Here is a 24,691-nt window from a genome sequence, read left to right as displayed (position 1 = left end):
TTACTGCAACAATGGTTTATTTAATGCAGGATAATCGGTAAAAAATAAAAACCCCGCCAGATTCGCAATTGCGATGGCGGGGTTTTATATAAAAGAAAATATTCTATAGATAGATTAAATGAGTTATTTAGCCAGCACCTGATCCAGTAATTGCTTAAATGGTTCGGCAGATTTAAAGCCAATACTGCTTTGCAGCTCTTTACCTTCTTTATTAAAGAAAATAATTCCAGGCGGGCCAAATAACTTAAAGCGCTTTAATAATGCTTTATCGTTATCTGTATTAGCGGTGACATCCACCTGTAATCGTTTCATTTGCCCCATCCTGGCAGCGACTTCCGGATTTGAAAAAGTCAGCTTTTCCATTTCTTTACAAGAAACACACCAATCCGCATAAAAATCGAGCATGACCGGCTGATTGGTTTGCGCCAGCTCACGCCCTAATTGGGCAAGTGAGGAAACCTTACTGAATGCTGGATAAGACTCTGCTTTAGCCTGTGCCTGCAGGCCTTGCAAAGGCTGCAGCGGATCACGCCCGCCGCTGAGTGCACCAATCAATAGTGCAGATCCTGCCAGAAGTGCAATCACCCCCAGCCCTTTGCAAAAGCGCGGCCAGCCTTTACTGTCTGCCGGAAGCGGATCAATCGCCCGCAAAAAGATGGCAGAAATAATCAAGAGCGCAGCCCATGCCAGCATGGCAAATACCGCGGGCAATACTGGGGATACCAGCCAGATCGCTACAGCCAGCAATAAAACACCGAATACTTTCTTAATATTTTCCATCCATGCCCCGGCACGCGGCAGGGCCGATGCGGCGCAGGCCACCATAATCAGCGGCACGCCCATACCCAGCGCCATCACAAACAGCGCCGCCCCTCCCAACACTGCGTTATGCGTTTGCGCGATATAGAGCAGTGCGCCTGCCAGAGGTGCAGCCACACAAGGCCCGACAATCAGCGCAGATAAGGCGCCCATAATCAGCACACCCAGCATAGAGCCACCCTGCTGGCGATTTGCACTGCCAGAAATTTTGCTTTGCAATGATGCGGGCAATTGCAGCTCATAAAAGCCAAACATCGATAAAGACAGCAGCACAAACACCAGTGCAAACGCGCCTAATACCCAGATATTTTGCAAAGCGGCAGAAAGCATAGAGCCCGATAAGCCTGCGGCCACGCCTGCCGCGGCATAGCTGACCGCCATGCCCAGCACATAAAAAAGCGATAAAACAAAGGCGCGTTTTTTGCTGATCTGATCACCGTGGCCAATAATAATCCCCGATAAAATCGGCATCATTGGAAACACACAGGGCGTTAAAGCCAGTAAAAGACCAAAACCAAAAAAGCTAAAGAGAATGAGTGTGAGATTGCCACTGCCCAGCAATGAATTGATTTGCCCGGTATCACTGGCCTGCGCCAAAGGGGCTGCTACGGCCGGGGCAACCGCAGTAATCAGCACGGCTGAAGCTACACTGGCGCTGGCAAGTGTCTCTTTAGCAAGCTCTTTAATCACAGGGGTTTCAGTATTTACAGCAGGCTTAATGGCAGAGGCCAGCACCGCCACCGCCGAAGCTTTGCTGCGCGCCAGAGCAGCCAGCTTTATATCTGCAATCTGGGTAATAGGCGGATAACAGAGGCCCGCATCTGCACAGCCCTGTGCAATCACGGTTAATTTAAATTGCTGAGCTGCCGGGTTTTTAATCTGCACTGGCAGGACCAATTGCCCGCGATAGGTTTCTACCTTGCCAAAGTTAGGGTCATCGTGCGGCAATGAGGCAGGAAAATCGATCTCTCCCAGCTGCACGCCCTGATCCGCAGAAATTTTCAGCTTATTTTTGTAAAGATAATAGCCCTGAGCAATCGCAAAGCGCACTTCCACCGTTTGGTGATCGCGTGCGCTGGCGCTCATTTTAAGGGCCTGCTCAGGCTCTAAAAACTCGGTATCAGGCTCTGCCCATGCCATCATTGAGATGACACACAACAGCGCACTGAGGATCTTCAACATGGGGTTTTCTCTCTTTAGCCGGTAAACAGGCATAGAGTGTAATTGTTATTATATTTTTAACACTAAGACTTTTTGGTTATTTAAAAGCGATAATACTTAAATAAACAAGCAGAATACTTGCACTCTCTATCAGAAAACTCAATTCAGTCTTTCAGCGCATCCAGCAAAACGACACAATTCTTGCCCTGATGTTTGGCCTGATAAGTGCCATCATCCGCCCTTTTCACTAGGCTCTTAGCATCATCGCCAACCACAAACTGGCTCACACCAATACTGACCGTACAATGTAAAACCAAACTCGGAGCTGGCCTTTGAATCTGATCTTCAAAACGCTGCCTCAGGCGCTCTGCCACATTAATCGCATCATCACTGCGCGTTTCGGGCAACACCACAATAAATTCTTCACCACCATAGCGATAAGCGCTGTCCATTTCCCGCAAACAGCCCCTGATCACCATGGCCAGAGATTGCAGCACTTTATCGCCTTCCAAATGCCCATACTGATCATTTACTTTTTTAAAATTATCAATATCCATTAAAAGCAGAGAAAGCGGCCTGCCATAACGTCTTGCCCGTTCGATTTCTTTTTCTATGCTTTCATAAAAGTGCCTGCTATTGAATAAGCCAGTCATACCATCGGTTATGCTTAGATCCCGGTAGCGGGCCTCACTGGCTTTTAAAGCTTCTTCAGCGAGGCGGCGCTCGTTCATATCCTGCAATGTTTCTATGGCTCCCACCACTTTGCCATCCAGATCGCGCAAAGGTGCGGCCGTAAAAAAAACCCATTTGCCTTCGGTGCCAAAATGGGCGAAAAAATCCTCTGCCTCAAAAACGCCTTCTATCAGGCGTGAAGGACGAAATTTACCGTGATAAAACTGATCAACATCGTCCGCCATCGCACCATTCATAATTAAATCGGCCATCACGGGGCGCTCGCTCGGGTAAAAAGCCCGCCACTGCTCATGCGTGCCAATCACATCACTTGCAGCAAGCCCGGTCAGCGCTTCGCACGCCCGGTTCCAATGCGTGACGGTGTGATCGCGATCAATCACAAAAGTCGCCACCGAGCTGCCATCAACAATCTGCGCTAAAAAAGCTTCACTTGCCTGAAGCGCCGCTTCAACCGCATGCCTGCGGGTGACATCCTGCAAGGTTTCCATGGCGCCCACCACCTTGCCGCAATCATCCCTGATCGGCGTAGCCGTGAAATAGATCCACCTGCCGTTTTCGCCCATATGCGCAAAAAAATCTTCAGCCTCAAACACACCTTTATTATTCGAAGAGACAGAAACCTTGCCGGGATAAAAGGCCTTCACCTTCTGCTCTAAAGCATCTTCAAGCATTAAATCAGCCAGCACAGGCCGTGGCTCAGAATAAAAAGCCTGCCACTGATTAGAAGTGCCAATCATTTCAAATGCTTTTTTGCCTGTAAACACTTCACAAGCCTGATTCCAGTGTGTGACCTGATGATTGCAATCAATCACAAATGAAGCCACCGGGCTGCCTTCTACAATCTGGCTTAAGCTCAGCCTGTGCTCAATCATATTCAGCTCTGCACTGGTCCGCGCATGCTGCTCCCGGCTTTGATTAATGACCCGCAATAACACAATAGGCAGCAGCGCCAAAAAACCGCCCTCAGCATCCTTAATCAGAAAGTGCTCATTTTTTAATTGCACAGCCTGCTTAATCCATGCCTCACGCCCTGCTGGCGCCAGCATCACAATGGGCAGATTCTGGCTGATCTGGATTAACTGCCGAGCGTATTTAAGATGGCTTTCAGCCAGATCAATCACCAAAACATCGATAGAAAAATCTTTCGAGCTGAGCACATGATCAAGCTGCATTAAATCCCGGCACTCATGAATTGTGCAGGGCAGATCACTATCCTGCATTCCCCGGATCAATGGCGCACTATCTGCATCCTGGCCAAGCAGTAAGAGTATTCTGATTTGTGAAGGCGATTCACCATACAACAACATAAAAGCCCCAATGCGCGTCAAATCTAGGGAAAGAAACACCTGTATAAATCCCAAAACTAAGGAGAATACCTCATCAGTAAAGGTGCTTTTAAGTTGCATTACAAGCAAAAATCTATTGAGCGTTAAATACTGGCTCTTTTTATGCCCATTGCTAATCCAAAAAATCTGCCCAAACAGCCTGTAAGCTAAAATAGCCGCACTGCTGATTAACTGGCTCAGGCATTTAAATCTATTTTAAATCAAACTTTACTTGCGGCTTTAACTCTGAGCCCTGCCCAATCAGTGCTTTCACCATAAATAAACGTGCTTCATCTACACCTGCAGCCTGCAAACTGGCTTTAACTTGCAGCGCACGCCTCTGACCTAGGGCGTTTAAATCATCGTTTTTAATATCTGTATGTTCAAAAATCAGCTTTTCCATTTCAGCTACAGACAGTGATTTATCCATACCAATAAAATTAGCTGGCTTATCAAATTTCTCACGCTTATAAACTTTTTCCAGCAAATCCGGATATTCATCTTTGCCAATGATAAACTCCTTGTCGTCTTCGCTCAGCTTATTGCCAAGACTAGACAATTTGATCTGCCGTATTTTTCTTTGCAAATCTTTAGCCTTTAACCCTTCTGTATCCAACACCGGATTCAGCACGCTTTGAATATCTAATTTTAATCCTGGTCGCTCTGCCAGTACTCCAGCAAGTTGTTTGATACTAAGATCCGCCTTAGCATCCATTTTCTCGCTGCCTGCAGCAAACTCAATATGCGAAAGCGTTGCTCCCTCATGCCCCAATGCATTAGCCAGCGCATCAAAAGGAGAGGTCACTATTTTTTCTAATACATTACCCACCACCTGCCAAAGTATGCCTGACACGCTAAACTGAGGATCTTCTAATGATCCCTCAATCGGCAAATTTAAATTAATCTGGCCTCGCCGATCAGTTAATAAAGACAGCGCCAATTTAACAGGCAAGTGAGTGGCATCAGCACTCTCTATTTTTTCTTCACTTAAAGTAAGCTGGTCTAAAAATATTTTATTGCTGGCTAATAATTTACTGCCTTCAATTTTATAGGCAATATCCATCGACATCTTTCCTTTCTCCACGCCATAGCCTGCATACTTGGCCGAATAAGTTGAAGCCGATGTCAGGTCGTAATTTTTTACCCCTCCTTTTAAATCCAAAAATATACTTTCGGATAAAGGATTAAGCGTACCACTCACTTGAATAGGCGCTGTTTTATCTACAAAGCCATGTAAATCCAGCTGAGCCCTGGCACTTTCTTCACTGGATAATCCATAAATTACCCCTGCCATCTTATTTAAATTAGCCGTAAAGTTAGGCTTAATAAAAAAATCGCTGTAACGGATATCTCCGTTACTGAACATTACTTTTTTGATATTAATAGGCGGAAGCCGCTTTGAAACAGCTGCAGTTGCAACAACACTGGCCGTATTGGCCTGAGCAACAGAAACCTCTTTACCATCATGCACCATAATATCTTGTAAATTTAATCGCCCGGATGAAGACAAAATAAGACGTGAAAAATATTTATCCAACGCAATTTCAGCAATATCAACTTTCAGAGGCACAAGCGAAGCATCAATTCCTTTAACATCCAAACGATTCCATTTTAAAAATGCAGCAGACGTCTGTTTATCTAGGGCATAAAAATGATTAACGCTGAATGCACCGCGATAGCGGCCATTAAACTGCGGCTTCGTTGCTAATTGCAAATTACCCTTAGCATTTAATAAGCCTCTAGCTAACGCAATATTGAGGTATTTAGTAAAATAGGGTTGTACAAATGCTGCATCTGCATTGCGTAAATCAAGCGCAATTTGTGCAGAAAAAGGCAATGGAATAATCCCTGCATCCACATCGATCAAACCACGATTTCCCCAATGGCCACTGAGCTTTAATTTCCCTTTGCTGCTAGGCTCAGTATCAAAATGATCAAATAGCAGAGAAATATCCCGGATAGGAACAGGAGGTGCTTTTACTATCCGCTGATCAGAAAAATCAAGACCCCAATCTTTCATTGCAATATGACTAATTTGCACACGCCATGGAGCAGTAGGCTTTGCTGCGGCCTGCTCAGCCGGTAAAAGCGCATTAAAATTAAACTGACCATTAGCTAACCATTCTGCGCCTAATAATCCTCCTTCACTTTCAATCACCTGAGCCTGCAGCGATTTTTCAGTGGAATCTGAATGAAGCCCCTGCACTAAAAAATGATGGACTTTTAATAATGATTTATTTTGTTCAGGCAAATGCAGAGCAAATTGATTCAGCCTGATCTCTGTTTCTTTTACAGACCAGGCCAATGGCTCTGGAGAAAAATGTATGGTGCTATGTACATCAAGCCGGCCATCACTGATTTCTCCTTTAAAATAGGGTGTAAGCAAAGCACCATATTTTGCCAGTGCAGCAGCCTGAATATCCAGCTTTCCATCAACGAGTAAAGGTTGTGCTGATATCTTTAAATCTGCAGAGAATTGCTCTCCATCATCGGTTTGAGCCGAAAACTGCACAGGGCTGGTTTTTCCCGGTTTACTTGAAAATGCCGATAAATTGAGTTTTATGGCATTGAACTGATAATTCTGGTAGCGAATTTTGCTGTTTAATACAGTTATTTTTCCTATTTCTAAATCGACCTTGCTCTGATCAGCACTTGCCTTACTTTCTAATGCCTGCTGCCAATTCAACTGGCCTTGTTTATTTTTTTCAATCGCAGTATCCAGCCCATCCAGACGGATATCCGAAAAATAATACCGGCCAGACAATGGCTCTATATTTTTTAAATCAACAGATAAGCTGTCTATATTAATGAAAGGCTGATCCTGCAGAGAAGCGCTGAGATGATCGAGCTGCAAAGGGCCACTGATACTCAGTTTTGTTTTTTCTTTTTCTATATCAAAATGTAAACTAATCTGCCCGGATAAAGAGGCGGACAATAGTTTTATATCATTGGGAAGCCTGACGTACTGAGTGTATTGCTGCAGATTTAAGTTTTTAAAATCAAAAGTAAACTGAGTATCTTTACTGCTTGCAAAAGGTTTGCTTTTTGCATCCAGCTGAAACCGGGTACCATTCAGCTCACCAGACAATCGGGGGGAAATATACTCATCCACACGGTGGGCCAGCGTAGAGATAAAAGGCAGTGCTAGCTCTAAGTGCTTTATTTTTTGCTTTTCATGTAAAAACTGATCATCAAAATCAATGGATCCATTTTCAATTTTTATATTATTTATTGCAAACTTCGCCAGCTCACTCTTTGTATTTTTATCTTTTGTAAAACGATCAATTAAGTCAGAAAAATTATACTCATGCTCTTTTATTCTGATGATTTTTACAACGGGTGAATGAAGTGTAATTTCTCTGATGACAGGGGCTCTTTTCCATAAAGAGGCCCATTCAAAATCAAGCTCTAAAAAATTAAAATCAATAAATGGGTCAGTATTTTCTTGAATACTGACATTTTGTAATGTTGCAGTGAGCGTGAGTGGATTAAAGTCTATTTTTTCAATCCGCACATGACGATGCAAAGCTGCAGATGCAAAAGTTTCAATCTTAGGCCTCGCCCACTCAGGAAGGATCAAACCCGCAACCAAAACGAGCACGGTAAGTAAGCCGCCCCAAAGCAACATCCAGCGTTGGATTTTCATGCTTTTTTACGCTCCGTAAGTAAATGCTCTGTGTTCTTAACTACCATTTTAGGCCCATGCTAAATCATTGCCTATTCACACATAAACAGAAACCCTGCTATTGCGAGCGACAGCAGGCACTTTAAGTCCGGAGGCACAGCACTACAAGCCAAAAACTTACACGTTATTAAAAAAACAGGCACAGGCCTCAAAAGAAACATGACGAGCAATGAAAGCAAGAGTGCAAATAAGCACTTTCCCCTCTCTGCTGCAGGCCTTTACTTTGCTTTAAACAAAAATAATCCGCAAAAAACATGCTAAAAAGCTTAGAATTAAAAGGCAATTAAACCGGCGGCACGCCTATTCATACTGGATTATCAAAGTGGCATTTTCATTTATCCGTAAGAAATTTACCCCAAATGTACCCGCGCATTTATCCGCAGTTGATGTTAATGAAAACACCCGCACGCCAACTGCAGAGCCGGATTTTAATCTTGCACAGCTCAGCATTGAAGTGATCGATAATGAATCTCAGCTCACACCGATTCAGGAAGAAGCGGCCATGCTGCATAGCGGCGGGCAAAGCGAATTAGCCTTACAACTATTACAGACAGAAATAAAAAAAATAGCGGGATTGCGCCAGACTGAAACCTGGTTAATGCTATTTGAATTATTACAACAACATAACAATAAATCACTTTTTGATGAAATTGCTTTGCAATTTGTTTTGGAATTTGAAAAAACACCGCCCGCTTGGCGTGAAGTTAGTACGCATAATGACAGCGAGCAATCCAATTACTATCTGTTTCCGGCGGTTTTAAGCAGCCTGCAAATTGATCAGGAAATCGCTTCATTTGAGGCTGCTTGCAAAAATTGCCATCACTTGCGAATGGATTTAGCAAGGGTCACCCAGATTGATACCATTGCCGCGGCAGAATTACTCGCGCTGTGGCAACGTTGCGCCAAAAATAATATTCGCCTGCAACTATCAGGCCGGACAGAAATAGAGCAGCTGCTGCGTAAGCGCATTCAAACAGGCCGGGCTATTCCAGCGGAAGCGCCACTTTGGCTGCTTCTGATTGAATTACAGCAAATTCAGGGCCTGCAAGACGAATTTGAAAATCTGGCCGTTGATTATGCAATTACCTTTGAAGTTTCCCCTCCTTCATGGATTGCTACAGATCGCTTACCCGATCTTCCTTTGCCCGCTGAAATTAATTTACCCGCCCAGCCAGCAGACCGCTTGCTGATCACGGGAGATTTGCTCAATATCAAGCCAGAAAAAATGGCTATTATTCGTGATTTTGTACGCTTGCATGAATTCCCAGTGCTTGATTTTAACGCCGTACGCCGCCTTGATTTTGATTCCGCCGGGCAACTTCTGGGCCTTTGCATGGATAATCCGCAGCAAATTACCTTTTGTAATGTCAATGCCTTGGTGCTGGCCTTGTTCCGCATCATGGGGATTACCGAGCTTGCCGTACTGTCCTTATCCTGAAGCACTTGTAATTTAGCAACCCTGCCGCCACATCAGGCTTATACGATTTTTGCGGATTAAAAATATGGAACAATTTGATGGCACAACGATCGTCTCGGTTCGCCGGGGCGATCTGGTTGCAGTAGGTGGCGACGGGCAGGTTACGCTGGGCAATGTAGTCATCAAGGGTACTGCGCGTAAAGTACGTAAGCTTTACAACGACAAAGTGATTGTTGGCTTTGCCGGCGGCACCGCCGATGCATTTACCTTGTTTGAACGCTTTGAGGCAAAGCTGGAGAAGCATCAGGGCCATTTAACCCGCGCAGCAGTAGAGTTGGCTAAAGACTGGCGTACTGATCGTATGTTGCGCCGCCTTGAAGCCATGCTGATCGTTGCAGATAAAACCGCCACGCTGATTATTACAGGCAATGGCGATGTTTTAGAGCCCGAGCACGGCATTGCGGCCATTGGCTCTGGCGGTGCTTTTGCCCAGTCTGCCGCCCGTGCCCTGCTGGAAAACACCGATCTTGCACCTGAAGTGGTCGTTAAAAAAGCACTGGAAATCGCCGGTGATATTTGCATCTATACCAATCAAAATCACACGATTGAAACGATGTAACTCACTGGCTTTGTGACTTTGTGCAACAGCCTGTACGGCTACGGATCAAAGCTAGCCCCATGCAATGCCCGTGTAAATCATTACGCGGGCATTTTTATTTTTAAAAATAACCCCGTGTTTGACGGACATACCATTTCTAAACTTTGACAGATATTTATTTTATCTAACAAAACGGTGATAGCCAGCTATAAAGAAAAGTAATTTTTGGATGAGAAATCATGGCTAAACACTTTTCTATCAGCGAGTTACGGGTTATTTTGCTGGAGCCTTCAGCAGCACAAAATAAACTGATTACTGCCAAACTTAAATTACTGGGGATTGGCGATATCATTTCTTTTGAGCTGGCGTCTCAGGCCCTTGCATCACTCAAAATAGATAACAGCCCCAATTTAATCCTGAGCGCCCTCTATTTAAAAGATATGACGGGCATTGATTTACTGATCCAGCTGCGTAATAACCCGGATACCCAGGATATTGCTTTTGTACTGATTTCAAGCGAAACCCAGCCCAAAGTACTGGAGCCTCTGCGGCAGCTGGGGGCCTGCGCCATTATTCCCAAGCCCTTTACCTCTGAAAACCTTGATCACGCACTTTGTGTTTCCCTTGATTATCTTTCCGAAGATTTAACGCTGGATCAGGATGATCTGGATTTAGATATGTTGAGAGTGTTACTGGTAGATGATTCAAAAGCCGCCCGTAATTATATGAAGAAAGTATTGGAAAACTTGGGCGTTCGTAATATCAAAGAAGCAGCCAATGGTCACGAAGGCGTGCAAATGCTGGAAGAGTCAGTATTTGATTTATTAATCACCGATTACAATATGCCCGAAATGGATGGCAAAGAGCTGATCGAGTTTGTGCGTAAAAACAGCTGGCAAAGCAATATTCCCATTTTAATGGTTTCATCTGAAAGCGACGGAGGCCGGCTTGCCGCAGTGACTCAGGCAGGCGTTTCCGGCATCTGTGACAAGCCCTTCGAGCCATCGGTTGTGCGTGGCCTGCTGGAAAAAATCCTGCGTGATCAGCAACCATAATCGGGGCTAAAGCGATCTGAAGCCCCGTAGCAGATCAGTTTTAGCGCCCCTTTTCCGACTCATTTAAGCCTCCTTTACGCCTTATACAGCCAAGCAGGTGGAGCTTAGCTCTGCTTGCCGCTAGAATGTCGCCATGTTGCATACACTTACACTTCTTCGTCAGCTTAAAGCCCATGAATTTACCTCTGGGGAAGCCATTGCCAGGCAGCTGAATATCTCCAGATCCGCAGTTTCAGGTGCGCTGACACGCAGCGGCGATTACGGCGTTGAGCTGGAGCGCCGTCATGGCGTGGGCTATAAACTGACTCAATCCCTTGAGTGGCTGGATCATGATCAAATCAGCCGCCAACTCAATCCCCACACCCCTTTTACGCTGCAATTAACCGATGAAATTGATTCGACCAATCGGGCGCTGCGCCAAAACAATGCAGCCCCGGGCACCGTGCTGGCTGCCGAATGGCAAAACGCCGGCCGTGGCCGTCTGGGCCGCCAATGGGTTGGCAGCTTAGGCGGCAGCCTTTTATTTTCCCTTGTCTGGCGCTTTAGTGGCGGCATGACCCGGCTGGCGGGTTTAAGCCTTGCCGTTGGCATTGCGCTCACAAGGGCGCTTGAGAATAAAGGCTACGCGGGCATGGGGCTAAAATGGCCCAACGATGTACTCTGCGCAAAAGGCAAACTGGCGGGCATTTTAATTGAGTTGTCAGGCGATGCCCTTGGCCCTGCCGATGCAGTCATCGGGATTGGCTTAAATTTGCGCCTCTCTGATGATGAGCGCCTGAATGCCGATCATGCCGCCGACCTCAGTGATTGCCCCGGCCCTGCTCCAGATAGAAATGCCCTGCTTGCCGCCATATTAAACGAGCTGGCCGATATTCTGCCCCGCTTTGATCAGGATGGTTTTGCGCCGCTTCGCCCCGAATGGGAGGCGCGCCATCTGTGGCAAGGCGAACAAGCGAGATTAATTTCACCTGATGGCAAAGAAAACCGTGGCCGTATTATTGGTGTGGCAGAAGATGGCGCATTAAGAATGGCAGGAGAAGATGGCTTAAAAATCGTCTATGCAGGCGATGTAAGCTTACGCAGAGAAAACGCATCATGAAAATGCTCTTAATTGATCTGGGTAATACCCGTATTAAGTGGGCCTATCGCGAAGGCGATATTCTTTCCACAGAAGGCTTTATCCTCAATACCGATTTTAATCAGCTGCTACAGCAATTAAGCGCCCTGCCCCAGCCCGATATTATTCATGGCTGCACGGTAGGCTCGCCCGAACTGGCTGGCCGGCTGGATGAGTTTTGCAGGGCACAGTGGCAGCGTACCATTGAATGGTTGCAAGTCAGCCGTGAAGCACTGGGTATTCAGAATGGCTATCGCTATTTAGAGCAGCAGGGGCCGGATCGCTGGGCCGCTGTTTTAGGTGCACGCAGTCTGTTTCCTGATAAAGCCCTGCTGATCGCCAGCGCGGGCACTGCACTGACGGTGGATGCACTCACCGAAGATAATGAGTTTTTAGGCGGCATGATTCTGCCCGGTTTGCGCCTGATGAAATCTGCATTAGCACAGCAAACAGAGCGTTTAACGGTCAGTGATGGTGCTTTTCATGATTTTCCGCGCTGCACAACCGATGCGATTCAAACCGGCTGCTTAAGCGCCCTAGCTGGCAGTATTATGGCTATGCATGCCCGCTTGTCTTTACGGGGCGACACACCGCTTTGTATTTTATCGGGCGGAGATGCCGCCGCGATTGCTCCGCTTTTAAGCGCTTATCAACCCATCATTGCCGAGCAGCTAGTGCTGCACGGCCTTGCTGCCCTGGCCCGGAATAACGCTTCATGAAATGGTTTTTTGCTCTGTTACTGGCTGCCAATCTAATGCTTTGGGGCTACCCTTCACGGCCCGTTGCCGCACCGCGCTTAAATGCTGAGATCAATGCAGATAAAGTAAAGCTGATTGCCAGCCTGCCTGTACAAGTTGTCAATCGGCCAGCCCCACCTATTGAGGTGCATGAAGTTGCAGTAGCCAGCGCTGCCATTGCAAAACCCACACCCACGCCTGCCCCAACACCACCCCCCACGCCTGCACCCAAAGCTGAGATCGTAACGGCCTGCATGCGCTGGAATGGTATTGGCCAGGAGCAAACCGATACGATGCGAGCCCGCTTAAAAGCACTGGGCATCAGCAGCACAGAAACCGTCGTCAGCGGCAAAGTATGGGTTTATATCCCGCCGCAAACAGATATTGAGCTTGCCAAGAAAAAAGCACAGCAGCTTAACGATCAGGGCGTACAGGATTATTACGTCATCAATAATGGTGGCCGCTGGCAGAATGCCATCTCACTTGGGGTATTCAGCAGCCGGGAAGGTGCTGACCGTCGTCTGAATGAGCTAAAGGAGCAGGGGGTGAAATCTGCCGTTGTCAGAGAGCGCGACGACAGCCCTTCCCATGTCACTTTTGCTTTACGCAAGGTTTCTGCAGATCAGCAGCAAAAGCTGGAAAAACTGAACAGTCAGCTCAAAGGAGCACAGTTACAGCAAAGCAAATGCTCCTAGCGGCTTAAAGCGAGCTAAGCAGAACCCTGCTAAGGGTAGCTGTATAAACGCCAGCGCAGCTCGTTTTCCTGGCTAGTGCTTAATTTTGGCTCAGCAACCGCAGGCACAGCCCCTGGCATCACGGCAGCACGGGTCAGCATTGTAGCGGGCAAGGTTTGTACATGGGGCTCTGGCCTCGCCATCACAACGGGCCCGTTGTTTCTAGGGGCACCATGCGCTGCTGCAGGCGCATGGCTTGCTTTGGCCCGTGAATACCCGGGCTTTCTTATGTGGCGGCTCGAGCTATAAGACGACGCTTCAACGCAGCTCATGATTAGTAATAAACTAAGCGCAATTGCAACACGCAGGGAATTCATCTTGATTCCTTCATACTAAAACGCACGTAATCACCTACTTCCGGGCGGATACTGCCATTTTCTAAAATTGCAATCGCAAATAAAGGCTGGACTTGGGTAACGGTCACCGCACTCAGCAGCAACTCTGGCGTGCCTAATGACATACTGCTGTCCCCATTCACGGCGGCCACTAATTGGTTAGGGCCGCTTACCCTGAATAATTGCAATTTATCGCCTTTATTTACCCTTGCCGTGCTGCCAGCATCGATATAAATACGGTCTTTTTCTACCCGGCTGATCCTTGCTGCAAAAGCCTGGCAGGCCAGAACATCATCCACACCTGCCACAATCTGCTCCAGCTGCTTTTCAACCATTTTGCCAAAATCCGTGTCGTAAAAGCGGCGAGAACCAAACACATTATCCCTACTTTGAATCACATCCCCGCTCGCCGAATCACTAAAGCGCTGCTGCTTTAATAATGCCCCGCTGGCACCATCAAACACATAGACATCAGCCTCAAAACGGCGAGAGTAAGGGCTGATCTTTACGCCCAGCTCGGCCAATGACGGCACCCAGCCATTAAATTTAAGCATGGGAATATTCGGGCTGATTTTACGCTCGCCGGTACGTATGTCATTTCCCCATGCAAGCCCAATCTGCTCACCCGAAGCACCCAGATCACGAATCACCCCACCCACCACAAATTGAGTGCCATAGCGACGCGCCAGCTCTCTAACCCGCTCTGGCTGCAAAACTGGGTCATAAAAACCAGGTTGCAAATTAAAAGCAGCCTCATTCACCGTACGCTGCGGCAAATAATGATCCGAGGCCGATAGCATACGGCTCAGCTCTTGCTGCAAACCATCCTGAAAATGGGAAATATCGTTGGCGTCAACGGGGTTTTGCAGCTGAAAATGCGCGAGCAGCAATTTTTTGCGGTAAGCAAAATCAGATTGCGCACATTCACGTACAGGCTGTCTGGCCAGCGCCCCCTGTGGTGCGCTGTCTGCTATTGCAACGGCGGCCGGTGCAGAGGCCACCATTTTTTCTGCAGGCACTGGCTCTGGCTTAGGATCTGTTTCTATCATCACATGATAAAAACTCCCTTCACGCCATTCGCGTAATAATTTATACCGGTCCAGCGTCTGTACAGGGTAGACGCGCTGCAGCTCACTGACCCGGCCATTTTCAACGTGGCTGCTCGCCTCAACTTTAGCCCCATTCCACAATGAAGCTTGCATCAGGGCATCCTGAATGGCCTCTTGCCTCGCCATGGGAATCCCTCCCACGCCGATCGCAGATAAACCTTCAATTTCTGCAGCGCAGGCATGAAAGGCTAGCAGCAAGAGCACACAGGCTTTAAGCAATTAGCGGCCCCGCATCGCAAAATAATTTTGGTTTGATGATTCTGTCACCAGCTTAGACATATCTAATTCTAATACGGTCTCGTAAGCGCCCTCTGGCAAGGCATTCATCGAAACCACCCGCGCACCACGCAGATAAGCATCAACATAAATACGGAAGCTATCGTTTTGCACCGACAAAGCCGCGACCGTACTGTTACCTGCCAACCTGAATCCCTGCACTGTTTCGGCCAGCGCACGATAAGCATCCAGCTTTGAGGCACGCATCGACATCAGGCGGCGCTGAGCGCCGGACAAGCCCTCGATCTGAGGCGGCGCACCATAACCAGCAGCGCTTACCAGCCCTTCTTCAGCAAAAGAAGTGCTCACCGCCAGCAAAGTCGCAAGCGACACCAGAATATGTTTGATCCGCATTTTTATACCGCCTTATCTTTAGAGCTGAATTAACTTTAGCATAAGGGCCGCCCTGCATTATCTGACTAAAGAGCAGGCCCATCACTGCGTTATCGGCAAGAATCAGGAAAAATAAAGCCGTTTTCTGCGAAATAAACCATTAAGCGTAGGAAAAGCGGAAATTTTGGAGGCAGCTTTTGTGTTATCACCTTAATCATGTAGGCGAGTGAAACACCAGATGCACTGAGTAATTTCTTAGCGAAGCAGAAATCATAGACTTCGCGGTGGCTACTGCTCCAAAATCAACGTGCCGAAGGCTCTAAAAAGATCTTTTTTACTTTACTGAGTACAACCCGCTGTATGAAATTGCAATGCAACGAAACCAGCGGGTTTCACCGGCCCTACAAATGATTAAATCTTACGGAATACCAAGTCCCAAACGCCGTGGCCCAGCTTGATACCGCGGTTTTCAAATTTGGTGAGCGGGCGATAATCCGGGCGCTCAGCATACGTTTCTGCAGTATTTTTTAAGCTTGGTTCATTGGATAAGACTTCCAGCATTTGGATGGCGTAGTCTTCCCAATCGGTAGCCAGATGCACATAGCCGCCGCTTTTAATGCGTGAGCACAGCTGCTTCACCAGATCAGGCTGAATTAAACGGCGCTTATTGTGACGTTTTTTATGCCAAGGATCAGGGAAGAAAATATGTGCGCCATCGAGGGAATCTGCTGCGAGCATTTTCTCCAGCACTTCAACCGCATCATGCTGCACGATGCGTACATTTTGCAGGCCCTGCTCGCCCAATAATTTAAGCAGGCTGCCCACACCCGGTGTGTGCACCTCTACGCCAAGGTAATCGGTTTCTGGCTTATTCGTGGCAATCTCAGCCGTCGGGCCGCCCATACCGAAACCAATTTCCAGAATTTTAGGACCAGTACGGCCAAATGCAGCGTTCAGATCAAGTAGCTCTGGCTGATATTTAATGCAAAATTGTTCGCCAAACTCAGCGATAGCCCGCTCTTGGCCTGAGGATAAATGCCCTTGGCGCAGCACAAAGCTACGAATACGGCGCATGTAATTTGGGTGTTCCATTTCTCAATTCCTTGCAAACAAAAACGCCGCATCGCGCGGCGTATTTTCTAGTTAAACCTATTTTATAACAAAACCCAAATCTTGAACTCAAAACCCAAATCATTAAGCACGTAAGACACAGAGAAAACCGATGAGAAAAGCAATTCAAGTTTTATTGATTTTTCATAAGATGATTCCCTTAGAGCGACAAGGCTAGAGGTTTACGCCCTTAAGTGGTTTTCTCCGTGAAACGCCGCGTTCTCTGTGGTCCAAGATTTAGGTTTATTTATTTACTTCGCTGCAATCAAACCCGATACCGGTGAGCTTGGGTCTGCAGTGTAGAGCTTTCTTGGGATGCGGCCCGCCAGGAATGCATCGCGCCCAGCCATGACCGCCAGCTTCATCGCCCGGGCCATCAGCACGGGATCTTTTGCCCCGGCAATCGCGGTATTCATCAAAATACCGTCGCAACCTAACTCCATGGCAATCGCAGCATCAGAAGCCGTGCCTACGCCTGCATCAACCAGCACCGGCACTTTGGCCGATTCGATGATCAGGCGCAGATTCCACGGGTTTAAGATACCCATGCCCGAGCCAATCAAAGACGCCAAAGGCATGATGGCGCAGCAGCCGATGTCTTCCAGCTCTTTAGCCACAATCGGGTCATCCGATGTATAAACCATTACATCGAAGCCTTCTTTGACCAGCGTTTCTGCAGCAATCAGTGTTTCGCGCACATTTGGATAAAGCGTATTGGCGTCCCCAAGTACTTCAAGCTTGACCAGCTTATGCCCGTCCAGCAACTCCCGCGCAAGGCGCAGAGTGCGGACAGCATCGGTGGCGTTATAGCAGCCAGCGGTATTGGGCAAATAGGTAAATTGCGACGGCGGCAAATACTCAAGTAAAGACGGTTGGCTGGCATCCTGGCCAATATTGACGCGGCGAATGGCCACCGTAATAATTTCTGCCCCAGAAGCATCAACCGCAGCACGTGTTTCTTGAAAATCTTTATATTTACCGGTGCCAACAATCAATCTGGATTGGTAAGCTTTACCCGCAATTTGAAATTGATCCGACATAGACACCTCTTATAAATGAAGACAATACCGGGCTGCGCATACGCTAACCCGAGCTGCGAAGTAATAATCAGCCCCCGCCAACAGCCACAACCATTTCTAAAACATCACCTTCGCTTAGAAAGGTAGTGCCATGCTGGCTTTTAGGAACGATTTCGCCATTTTGCTCGATTGCAATTCGTTTGCCCTTGAGTTCAAGCAAATCAATCAGATCAAGCAGGGAAAGAGGGGCTAAAAATTCGCGGGCTTCGCCATTAATTGAGATTTTCATGATCGCGGCTTCAAAAGATTAGGCCGTAATTTTAACATGAGCAGAGCAAATACATGCTGCTAAAGCAAATGAATACCAAACCTTCGCACGATCAGGGCAAATACAATGAAACACACCACCGTTAGCAGCACACTGATCAAAATGGCCAGCCAAAAATTAAATCTGCTCAATAAATAAGGGAAGGCGAGGAACATCGGCAGGGTCGGCACCACATACCAAAAAGTGTAATAGGCATGATTAGCGATGCTGCTTTTCGATGCGCCTTCTATATAAAGCCAGAATAGGGTGAGCAGCGTGACCAAATGCAAAGAAGCGACTAAAGCACCTAATTTATCGCTGCGCTTGGCAATCTCGGAAATCAGCACCACCAAAGAAGCGGTAATCAAATACTTTAAAATAATAAAACGCATGATCGCTCTGCACCATTAATGCAAAAATTGTAAAGCATAATGGGGAATCTTTACCTAAACGCTTATGAACGCATTCTTTGAATGCGATAGGCCGAAGGCAATTGGCGCAGATTTTTCATCACCTTAGCCAAATGCGTGCGATTACTGACCTGCAAGGTAAATTGAATCTGCATATAGCGCTCAGAAAAGCCCTCAGGCTCTTGCGTGGCCACTGCAGTGATATTGGCATCGGCCTCTGCAATGGCCGTGGCAATCGCCGCCAATGTGCCCCTGTCGTTTTGCGCCAGAATACGTACGGGCACATCAAACAAGCGATTCACATCGGCATCCCATTCCACATCAATTAGTTTTTCACTATCGATACGGCCATGGGCAATTTGCGGGCAATCGTGGGTATGAATCACCAGACCCTGATCTTTTTTAACAAAGCCTAGGATAGGATCGCCTGGAATCGGGTTACAACATCGCGCACACTGAATCGCCATGCCTTCACTGCCGCGCACAGCCACGGCGGCCACTTTGCGTCCGCCAACTAATTCTTCCTGCCAATTACCGGCTAATTGCAATAAACGCTTAGCCACCACCATCGCCAAGCGTTTACCTAGGCCTAATTCGGCTTTCACCACTTCACGGGACTTCTCGCCATTTTCTTTTAAATAGCGCTCCCATACATCGTCACTTACCTGCTGCAAAGGCTGATTTAAACTGGCAAAACCCTGAGCCAGTAAACGATCGCCCAGTAATACGGATTCTTCAAAACGCAGGCTTTTTAGGAAATGGCGAATATGCGAGCGCGCTTTTCCGGTTGTCACAAAAGTGAGCCAGGATGGATTAGGGCGGGCATGTACGGCAGAAACAATTTCTACCTGATCGCCATTTTTTAAACGGGTGCGTAATGGTACTAATTCATGATTAATTTTTGCGGCAATACAGCTGTCGCCAATATCTGAATGCACGGCATAGGCAAAATCAACACAACAGGAGCCTGCTGGCATATTAAAAATCTTGCCCTTAGGCGTAAATACATACACCTGATCGGGGAATAAATCGACTTTAATATGCTCTAAAAATTCAACCGCATCGCCCGATTCGGTTTGCATTTCTAATAAAGATTGCAGCCATTGATGGGTTTTCTTCTGCACATCAGAAAAACCTTCATCACCGCTTTTATACATCCAATGACTGGCCACACCCGCATCGGCAATACGGTGCATATCACCCGAGCGAATCTGAATTTCAATCGGCGTGCCATAGGGACCAAATAGCGTGGTATGCAGGCTTTGATAGCCATTAGCTTTGGGAATCGCAATATAATCTTTAAATTTGCCAGGAATTGGCTTAAACAAAGCATGCAATGCGCCCAGCGTGAGATAGCTGGTGGGCACGTCTTTGACGATTACTCTAAATGCGTAGATATCCAGCACTTCAGAAAAACTGAGTTGTTTTTCCTGCATTTTGCGATAAATGCTATAGAGGTTTTTTTCGCGGCCCGTTACGCTGGCTTCAATTTTAGCCGCTGCCAATTTATCTTTAATTGAATCTAATATCTTACCCACCACTTCGCGGCGATTACCGCGGGCGGCTTTTAATGCCTTGGATAAAACACCATAGCGATTAGGGTGCAGATATTTAAAGGCCAGATCGTCTAATTCTTGATACGCACTATTCAGACCAATACGATTAGCAATTGGCGCGTAGATTTCCATGGTTTCGCGGGCAATGCGCTTTTGCTTATCCGGACGCATGGCATCCATGGTGCGCATATTATGCAAGCGATCAGCCAGCTTGATCAGCATCACGCGTAAATCACGCGCCATCGCCAACAGCATTTTGCGGAAATTCTCGGCCTGTGCTTCTTCTTTGCTTTGAAACTCCAGCTTGTCGATTTTGCTCATGCCATCGACCAGCTCGGCAACTGTTTTACCAAACTTTTCAGTCAGTTCAAGTTTGGTAACACCGCTGTCTTCCATCACATCGTGCAGCAAAGCGCCAGCCAGCGCCTGCGCGTCGAGCTTCCATTGAGTAAGAATGGTGGCCACCGCAAGCGGATGGGAAATATAAGGCTCGCCAGAGCGACGGACCTGGCCCCGGTGCGAGGCATCAGCAAAGCAAAAAGCCGCAGCCAAAAACTGCCGGTCTTCCAGCTTTAAATAGGAGGTATTCAGGGAAAGAAAGCGATTTGCATCGGCGAACACTTCCGGGGCGGTACTCGCCAATTCTGGTAAATCAATATCCGCCAGCAGCATTTCCATAATCGGGCCCAAAATAAAACAGGCCCGGCATACAGCCGGGCCGGAAGAAGCTTAAGAGCGCTTAATCAGAATATCGCGGCTAACCAAACCTGCTGCCACTTCACGCAGTGCAAGTACAGTTGGCTTTTCACGGCCATTGTGCTCGATCTGTGGAGTAGAACCATTTGCAATTTGGCGAGCGCGATAAGCTGCTGCTAAGGTCAAATCAAAACGATTTTCGATGCGGTTGAGGCAGTCGTCTACGGTAACTCGAGCCATGGCGTTGTCCCTGGAAATAATATGGATGATGCGCACAACCGTGCGACTAACCCTTGATTCTATCAGAAAACCATGCAATCCGTCAGCGATTAGCCCTTACCTGCGCAAAAAAACAGCTGATCACGCCATCAGGCCAGCACTGCGAGCCTAGCCAATGCCTGTAACAGCAGGCTGAATCATCACGCTTTTAAGCTGCTGATCAGGGTTTGATGACGCGTACTCTGACGATGCAGCTTCAGGCGCTCAGCCCTTACTGCGCTCACAATATCGCGCACGGCTTCATCGATATGCTCGTTCACGATCACATAATCGAACTCTTCAACATGGCTGATTTCTTCTTTTGCCACACGCATACGGCGCTCGATCACTTCATCGCTGTCTTTGCCACGGTTTTTCAAACGCTGCTCAAGAATCTCTACCGAAGGCGGCAAAATAAACAGACCAATCGCTTCCGGGAACAGACGGCGAACTTGTGCAGCCCCCTGCCAGTCGATTTCTAAAAGAATATCCCGGCCCGTATCAATCGCCGTATTGATCCATGTTTGCGAGGTGCCGTAATAATTACCATACACCTCGGCGTGCTCCAGAAAATCACCGTTATGGATCATTTGCTCAAACACTTCACGGCTTACAAAATGATAATCCTTTCCGTCTACTTCACCTGGGCGCGCGGCACGGGTAGTGAAAGATACTGAAAGCTGTACATTTTGGTCTGCGGCAAGAAGCGCTGCGACCAGTGTGGTTTTTCCAGCACCTGAAGGCGCAGTCACCACAAAAAGATTACCTTTTGCCATCGAACAAATCCTGTAATAAAACTACACGAAGATTAGCATTAGACGCCAAATCAGGCGAGCGCTTGCCACATTTAAATTTACAGCACGGGGCAAGATAAATGATTAGCCCTGTTTATTAAAACATAAGCATGCACTGCATACGCAATAATATTTCTTTATCTGTAAGAATAAAAATATATTTAATAAAAATCAAACCTTGGTTGCCTGACACTGGCGACTCAATTAGCATACTGCTGGACATAAATCGTGCCCAAAAATAGTATCATTCCAACCGTATGTCGTCTGGGGTTTTGTATGTTGCCTGCATTACACAGCCTAACCATCAAGCAACTGCACTGCTTAGCCAGCCTGAGCCTGCTTACTGGCTGCGCCGTTAATATCCCCAAACCCACTCCCCAGGAATTAGCCCCGGCCGCAAGTGCATGGAATAGCCCTCATCAGAGTAGTGTCTCTGTACAAAATAGCTGGGCGAGCTGGCAAGATGCAAGCCTGAATACTTTACTCGCACACACACTCGCCTCACACCCCAATATTGCGCAGGCCAAGGCCAAAATTAGCGAAGCACGCGCAGAGGCTGCCGCCATCGGCGCGCACCTCTGGCCCAATATCAGCGCCACGGCAGGCTATAGCCGGGGGATGAACTCACTACCCAATGCGGAATCGGCTAAAAACTTAGCCAATGCAGGGCTGGATGCTCGCTGGGAGCTTGATCTTTGGGGCGGCATTGCCGCAGCCCGGCAAGGCGTCTATGCCAACCTAAGCAGCAATGAAAACGCCTATGAGCAGGCTGCGGCCAGCCTAGCTGCAGAGCTGGCAAACACCCTGACCGCTTACCGGGCGTGCAAAGGGCAAGAGGCCATATCCACACAGATTTTAGAATCCCATATCCTCAACGCCAAGCTGATGCACAGCAAGCTGGATGTGGGCTTGGCCAGCCTTGTAGATGCGGCCAAAAGTGATCACGAGCAAGCCGAAGCCCGCTTTCAAGCCAGCGATATCGCGACCCAATGCGGCGTTACGCTCAAAGCCTTGGTGGCCATAACGGGCATGCAAGAAGACACACTTAAAACCATGCTTGCGCCAGAAGCAGGCATGATGCCCAGCCGCCCCGCTCTGGCTGTTAAAAGCATCCCTGCCGAAGTGCTTGCAGATCGGCCTGATATTAAAAACGCCGCCTTATTACTGGAAACAGCCGCTGCAGAAGTGGCCGTCAAAGAAGTGGCCCGATATCCATCGGCCTCTTTACTCGGCATGATTTGCGTGGGCTGCCAGCTCAGTGAAGGCATTAATTTAGACAGCCGCAACTGGTCGTTTGGCATCAACTTTAATATCCCTGTGTTTAATGCAGGTGAGCTGAGCGCCAAACAAGATGCGGCCATGGCCCGCTATCAGCAAGCGATTTACAGCTATCAGCAGCTGGCAAGGCTAGCGGTGCGTGAAATTGAAGAAAACATGCTGCGCCTGGATGACAGCCAGCGCCGCACCCAAGTGCTGCAGCAGCAGCTCAGCCTTGCCCGCGTGCAGCTCAAAGCCAGCCATGCACTTTATAAAGTGGGCAGCGCCAGCCAGCTGCAAACAGCAGAAATAGAACGTTACGAGCTGGCCGCCCAAAACCGCCTGCTTACTCTGCAAAGAGAACAAAGCGCCAACTGGATTGCACTTTACAAAGCGCTGGGCGGAAAAGCGCCGAATATTGAAAAAAATCTGTAGACACGAAGAACAGTAAAAACACAGCGCACACTGAGAAAAACGTGAGAACACCATCGATTGTCATAGGGTATGCAAGTCGCTTTTCTTCTGCACCGGCTTTTTAGCATCAGCCATCGGTGCGTAACGACTTCGTCGTTTTGCACCCTATTACTGCAAAGCGCCCAGTTTGTAACGCCAGCAACACATTTAGCCGTGCCCGAAGCACCGTACGCCAGATAGTAAATACATCAACATGCCCCCGATAAATTGGAGCTGCACCCCATGCGTATCCTCAAGCAACACCCCAAGCTGACTGCGATCTGCGCCGGCCTTGTGCTTTGCGGGGTGATCGCACTGATTGCCATGCCTAAAAGCATTGCCAAGGCCACCGCAGCCACACGGCCCGCGATGACCGTAACGGTGGTTTCACCAGCGAAGCAAACATGGCCGGTAGTGGTGAGTGCCAATGGCAATATTGAAGCATGGCAAGAATCCATCATTGGTGCAGAAATTGGCGGCTATGCACTGGCCGAGGTGCAGGCGCAAATCGGCGATGTGGTGAAGCGGGGCCAAGTATTAGCGCAGTTTTCCAGCGACACGCTCAAAATCGAACTGGCTCAGCAGCAAGCCGCTCTGGCAGAAGCAGAATCGGCATGGAGTGAAGCCTCAGATAACGCCGGACGCATTCGCAATCTAGATAGCAATGGTGCGCTCAGCAGCCAGCAAATTAAGCAATCTGTTTTACAAGAACAAGCCGCAGCAGCCCGCCTGCAAGCCGCCAAAGCCCGCCTTGCCGCCCAGCAATTACGTATTAAACAAAGCCAGGTAAGCGCCCCGGATGATGGCGTGATCTCTGCACGCAGCGCCACGGTTGGTGCGGTTGTGCAGCCTGGGCAAGAGCTGTTCAGATTAATCCGGCAAAGCCGCCTAGAATGGCGGGCCGAAGTCAGCGCAATCGATAGCGCACGAATCAAAAACGGCCAGCAAGTCAGCCTTACCCTGCCCAATGGCCAATCGGTCAATGGCAAAGTCCGCAAAGCCGCCCCCACCGTGGATGCCCGCACACGCAATTTGCTGGTGTATGTGGATCTGCAAAACGCCTCGCTGGATACCGCCAAACCCGGCATGTTTGCCAAAGGCGCTTTACAAACCGGCCAGGGCGATGTGCTCACCCTGCCCGGCAACAGCATCGTCATGCGCGACGGCTTTGCCCATGTGTTTGTGCTGGGAGCCAACAACAAAGTCAAAATGCAGCGCGTGACATTAGGCCGGCAAGACAGCCAAAGCGTGGCCGTCAGCGGCATCAGCAAAGACGCCCAAATCATCGCCAGCGGCGCAGGATTCTTAGCCGACGGCGATGTGGTGAAAGTAGTGGCTGCTAAATAACAAAACCCAAATCAAAAAACCTAAATCAAAAAACCTAAATTTTGAACCACAGAGGGCACAGGGAACACAGAGTTTCACGGAGAAAGGCAA

Annotated in this window: 21 protein-coding genes; 8 read left to right on the top strand and 13 right to left on the bottom strand. The window is 48.1% G+C overall.

All coding sequences use genetic code 11. The features are described 5' to 3' along the window. Positions 1 to 123 precede the first annotated feature (123 nt). From dsbD to DYD62_RS02265, 3 genes are all read right to left on the bottom strand, one after another. Complete coding sequence (gene dsbD, locus DYD62_RS02275) at positions 124 to 2,001, bottom strand: protein-disulfide reductase DsbD (RefSeq protein WP_115225875.1); 1,878 nt, start codon at positions 1,999 to 2,001, stop codon at positions 124 to 126. 143 nt (positions 2,002 to 2,144) lie between these two features. Beyond that, positions 2,145 to 3,980 carry a sensor domain-containing diguanylate cyclase gene (locus DYD62_RS02270; protein WP_207916276.1) on the bottom strand — a complete coding sequence of 612 codons (1,836 nt, stop codon included), beginning with the start codon at positions 3,978 to 3,980 and terminating at the stop codon, positions 2,145 to 2,147. A gap of 229 nt (positions 3,981 to 4,209) precedes the next feature. Further along, positions 4,210 to 7,644 carry a DUF748 domain-containing protein gene (locus DYD62_RS02265; protein WP_115225874.1) on the bottom strand — a complete coding sequence of 1,145 codons (3,435 nt, stop codon included), beginning with the start codon at positions 7,642 to 7,644 and terminating at the stop codon, positions 4,210 to 4,212. A gap of 361 nt (positions 7,645 to 8,005) precedes the next feature. Between DYD62_RS02265 and DYD62_RS02260 the strand changes: the two genes are divergently transcribed. The 6 genes from DYD62_RS02260 (at position 8,006) to DYD62_RS02235 (ending at position 13,302) form a co-directional block, all read left to right on the top strand. Further along, entirely contained in the window at positions 8,006 to 9,121 is a 1,116-nt protein-coding gene (locus DYD62_RS02260) for a hypothetical protein (protein ID WP_115225873.1), read from the top strand. A 64-nt stretch (positions 9,122 to 9,185) separates the two neighbouring features. Next, the gene (gene hslV, locus DYD62_RS02255) at positions 9,186 to 9,719 is read left to right on the top strand and encodes an ATP-dependent protease subunit HslV (RefSeq protein ID WP_115225872.1); all 534 of its coding nucleotides are present in this window, start codon (positions 9,186 to 9,188) and stop codon (positions 9,717 to 9,719) included. A gap of 218 nt (positions 9,720 to 9,937) precedes the next feature. After that, on the top strand, positions 9,938 to 10,753 hold the full coding sequence (locus DYD62_RS02250) for a response regulator (RefSeq protein WP_115225871.1): 816 nt from the start codon (positions 9,938 to 9,940) through the stop codon (positions 10,751 to 10,753). 133 nt (positions 10,754 to 10,886) lie between these two features. Next, complete coding sequence (locus DYD62_RS02245) at positions 10,887 to 11,852, top strand: biotin--[acetyl-CoA-carboxylase] ligase (protein ID WP_115225870.1); 966 nt, start codon at positions 10,887 to 10,889, stop codon at positions 11,850 to 11,852. Then, positions 11,849 to 12,589, top strand: a complete 741-nt coding sequence (locus tag DYD62_RS02240) for a type III pantothenate kinase (RefSeq protein WP_115225869.1) — start codon at positions 11,849 to 11,851, stop codon at positions 12,587 to 12,589. The genes DYD62_RS02245 and DYD62_RS02240 overlap by 4 nt, the downstream gene beginning before the upstream one ends. Next, positions 12,586 to 13,302: an SPOR domain-containing protein gene (locus DYD62_RS02235; RefSeq protein ID WP_115225868.1), complete on the top strand. Its 717-nt coding sequence runs from the start codon at positions 12,586 to 12,588 to the stop codon at positions 13,300 to 13,302. The genes DYD62_RS02240 and DYD62_RS02235 overlap by 4 nt, the downstream gene beginning before the upstream one ends. A gap of 29 nt (positions 13,303 to 13,331) precedes the next feature. Here the strand turns inward: DYD62_RS02235 and DYD62_RS02230 are convergent, their stop codons facing one another. The 10 genes from DYD62_RS02230 to gmk all read right to left on the bottom strand — a co-directional run bounded on the left by DYD62_RS02230 (position 13,332) and on the right by gmk (position 21,535). Continuing rightward, positions 13,332 to 13,658, bottom strand: coding sequence for a hypothetical protein (locus DYD62_RS02230; protein ID WP_115225867.1), 327 nt, complete (start codon positions 13,656 to 13,658; stop codon positions 13,332 to 13,334). Next, positions 13,655 to 15,004, bottom strand: a complete 1,350-nt coding sequence (locus tag DYD62_RS02225) for a flagellar assembly protein T N-terminal domain-containing protein (RefSeq protein WP_115225866.1) — start codon at positions 15,002 to 15,004, stop codon at positions 13,655 to 13,657. Before DYD62_RS02225 ends, DYD62_RS02230 begins: the two co-directional genes overlap by 4 nt. Next, positions 15,005 to 15,415: an LPP20 family lipoprotein gene (locus tag DYD62_RS02220; RefSeq protein ID WP_115225865.1), complete on the bottom strand. Its 411-nt coding sequence runs from the start codon at positions 15,413 to 15,415 to the stop codon at positions 15,005 to 15,007. A 390-nt stretch (positions 15,416 to 15,805) separates the two neighbouring features. Further along, complete coding sequence (trmB, locus tag DYD62_RS02215) at positions 15,806 to 16,486, bottom strand: tRNA (guanosine(46)-N7)-methyltransferase TrmB (RefSeq protein WP_115225864.1); 681 nt, start codon at positions 16,484 to 16,486, stop codon at positions 15,806 to 15,808. A gap of 269 nt (positions 16,487 to 16,755) precedes the next feature. After that, a complete protein-coding gene (locus tag DYD62_RS02210; protein ID WP_115225863.1) occupies positions 16,756 to 17,544 on the bottom strand; it encodes a thiazole synthase in 789 nt (262 codons plus the stop codon). 67 nt (positions 17,545 to 17,611) lie between these two features. After that, complete coding sequence (gene thiS, locus DYD62_RS02205) at positions 17,612 to 17,812, bottom strand: sulfur carrier protein ThiS (RefSeq protein WP_115225862.1); 201 nt, start codon at positions 17,810 to 17,812, stop codon at positions 17,612 to 17,614. Positions 17,813 to 17,871: 59 nt separating this feature from the next. Further along, positions 17,872 to 18,222 (bottom strand): DUF3147 family protein, encoded by a 351-nt coding sequence (locus DYD62_RS02200; RefSeq protein ID WP_115225861.1) that lies wholly within the window; start codon positions 18,220 to 18,222, stop codon positions 17,872 to 17,874. Positions 18,223 to 18,284: 62 nt separating this feature from the next. Next, a complete protein-coding gene (locus tag DYD62_RS02195; protein ID WP_115225860.1) occupies positions 18,285 to 20,474 on the bottom strand; it encodes a RelA/SpoT family protein in 2,190 nt (729 codons plus the stop codon). Positions 20,475 to 20,525: 51 nt separating this feature from the next. Then, a complete protein-coding gene (rpoZ, locus tag DYD62_RS02190; protein WP_046351075.1) occupies positions 20,526 to 20,732 on the bottom strand; it encodes a DNA-directed RNA polymerase subunit omega in 207 nt (68 codons plus the stop codon). Positions 20,733 to 20,911: 179 nt separating this feature from the next. Next, positions 20,912 to 21,535, bottom strand: coding sequence for a guanylate kinase (gene gmk, locus DYD62_RS02185; RefSeq protein WP_444542814.1), 624 nt, complete (start codon positions 21,533 to 21,535; stop codon positions 20,912 to 20,914). A 285-nt stretch (positions 21,536 to 21,820) separates the two neighbouring features. Between gmk and DYD62_RS02180 the strand changes: the two genes are divergently transcribed. Together DYD62_RS02180 and DYD62_RS02175 are read left to right on the top strand one after the other, a co-directional pair. Continuing rightward, positions 21,821 to 23,236, top strand: coding sequence for an efflux transporter outer membrane subunit (locus tag DYD62_RS02180; RefSeq protein WP_115225858.1), 1,416 nt, complete (start codon positions 21,821 to 21,823; stop codon positions 23,234 to 23,236). A 261-nt stretch (positions 23,237 to 23,497) separates the two neighbouring features. After that, positions 23,498 to 24,601, top strand: a complete 1,104-nt coding sequence (locus tag DYD62_RS02175) for an efflux RND transporter periplasmic adaptor subunit (protein WP_207916273.1) — start codon at positions 23,498 to 23,500, stop codon at positions 24,599 to 24,601. Positions 24,602 to 24,691: the final 90 nt, after the last annotated feature.

The sequence above is a fragment of the Iodobacter fluviatilis genome, assembly GCF_900451195.1.
GTDB lineage: Bacteria > Pseudomonadota > Gammaproteobacteria > Burkholderiales > Chitinibacteraceae > Iodobacter > Iodobacter fluviatilis.
The sequence above is the reverse complement of the archived record's forward strand: the minus strand, read 5'-3'. Positions and strand labels throughout refer to the sequence as shown.

What these genes read in the sequence shown, in the direction of transcription:
- dsbD (WP_115225875.1), bottom strand. Translation starts at nt 2,001, where the DNA reads ATGTTGAAGATCCTCAGTGCGCTGTTGTGTGTCATCTCAATGATGGCA.
- DYD62_RS02270 (WP_207916276.1), bottom strand. Translation starts at nt 3,980, where the DNA reads ATGTTGTTGTATGGTGAATCGCCTTCACAAATCAGAATACTCTTACTG.
- DYD62_RS02265 (WP_115225874.1), bottom strand. Translation starts at nt 7,644, where the DNA reads ATGAAAATCCAACGCTGGATGTTGCTTTGGGGCGGCTTACTTACCGTG.
- hslV (WP_115225872.1), top strand. Translation starts at nt 9,186, where the DNA reads ATGGAACAATTTGATGGCACAACGATCGTCTCGGTTCGCCGGGGCGAT.
- DYD62_RS02250 (WP_115225871.1), top strand. Translation starts at nt 9,938, where the DNA reads ATGGCTAAACACTTTTCTATCAGCGAGTTACGGGTTATTTTGCTGGAG.
- DYD62_RS02245 (WP_115225870.1), top strand. Translation starts at nt 10,887, where the DNA reads ATGTTGCATACACTTACACTTCTTCGTCAGCTTAAAGCCCATGAATTT.
- DYD62_RS02240 (WP_115225869.1), top strand. Translation starts at nt 11,849, where the DNA reads ATGAAAATGCTCTTAATTGATCTGGGTAATACCCGTATTAAGTGGGCC.
- DYD62_RS02235 (WP_115225868.1), top strand. Translation starts at nt 12,586, where the DNA reads ATGAAATGGTTTTTTGCTCTGTTACTGGCTGCCAATCTAATGCTTTGG.
- DYD62_RS02230 (WP_115225867.1), bottom strand. Translation starts at nt 13,658, where the DNA reads ATGAATTCCCTGCGTGTTGCAATTGCGCTTAGTTTATTACTAATCATG.
- DYD62_RS02220 (WP_115225865.1), bottom strand. Translation starts at nt 15,415, where the DNA reads ATGCGGATCAAACATATTCTGGTGTCGCTTGCGACTTTGCTGGCGGTG.
- trmB (WP_115225864.1), bottom strand. Translation starts at nt 16,486, where the DNA reads ATGGAACACCCAAATTACATGCGCCGTATTCGTAGCTTTGTGCTGCGC.
- DYD62_RS02210 (WP_115225863.1), bottom strand. Translation starts at nt 17,544, where the DNA reads ATGTCGGATCAATTTCAAATTGCGGGTAAAGCTTACCAATCCAGATTG.
- thiS (WP_115225862.1), bottom strand. Translation starts at nt 17,812, where the DNA reads ATGAAAATCTCAATTAATGGCGAAGCCCGCGAATTTTTAGCCCCTCTT.
- DYD62_RS02200 (WP_115225861.1), bottom strand. Translation starts at nt 18,222, where the DNA reads ATGCGTTTTATTATTTTAAAGTATTTGATTACCGCTTCTTTGGTGGTG.
- DYD62_RS02195 (WP_115225860.1), bottom strand. Translation starts at nt 20,474, where the DNA reads ATGGAAATGCTGCTGGCGGATATTGATTTACCAGAATTGGCGAGTACC.
- rpoZ (WP_046351075.1), bottom strand. Translation starts at nt 20,732, where the DNA reads ATGGCTCGAGTTACCGTAGACGACTGCCTCAACCGCATCGAAAATCGT.
- DYD62_RS02180 (WP_115225858.1), top strand. Translation starts at nt 21,821, where the DNA reads ATGTTGCCTGCATTACACAGCCTAACCATCAAGCAACTGCACTGCTTA.
- DYD62_RS02175 (WP_207916273.1), top strand. Translation starts at nt 23,498, where the DNA reads ATGCGTATCCTCAAGCAACACCCCAAGCTGACTGCGATCTGCGCCGGC.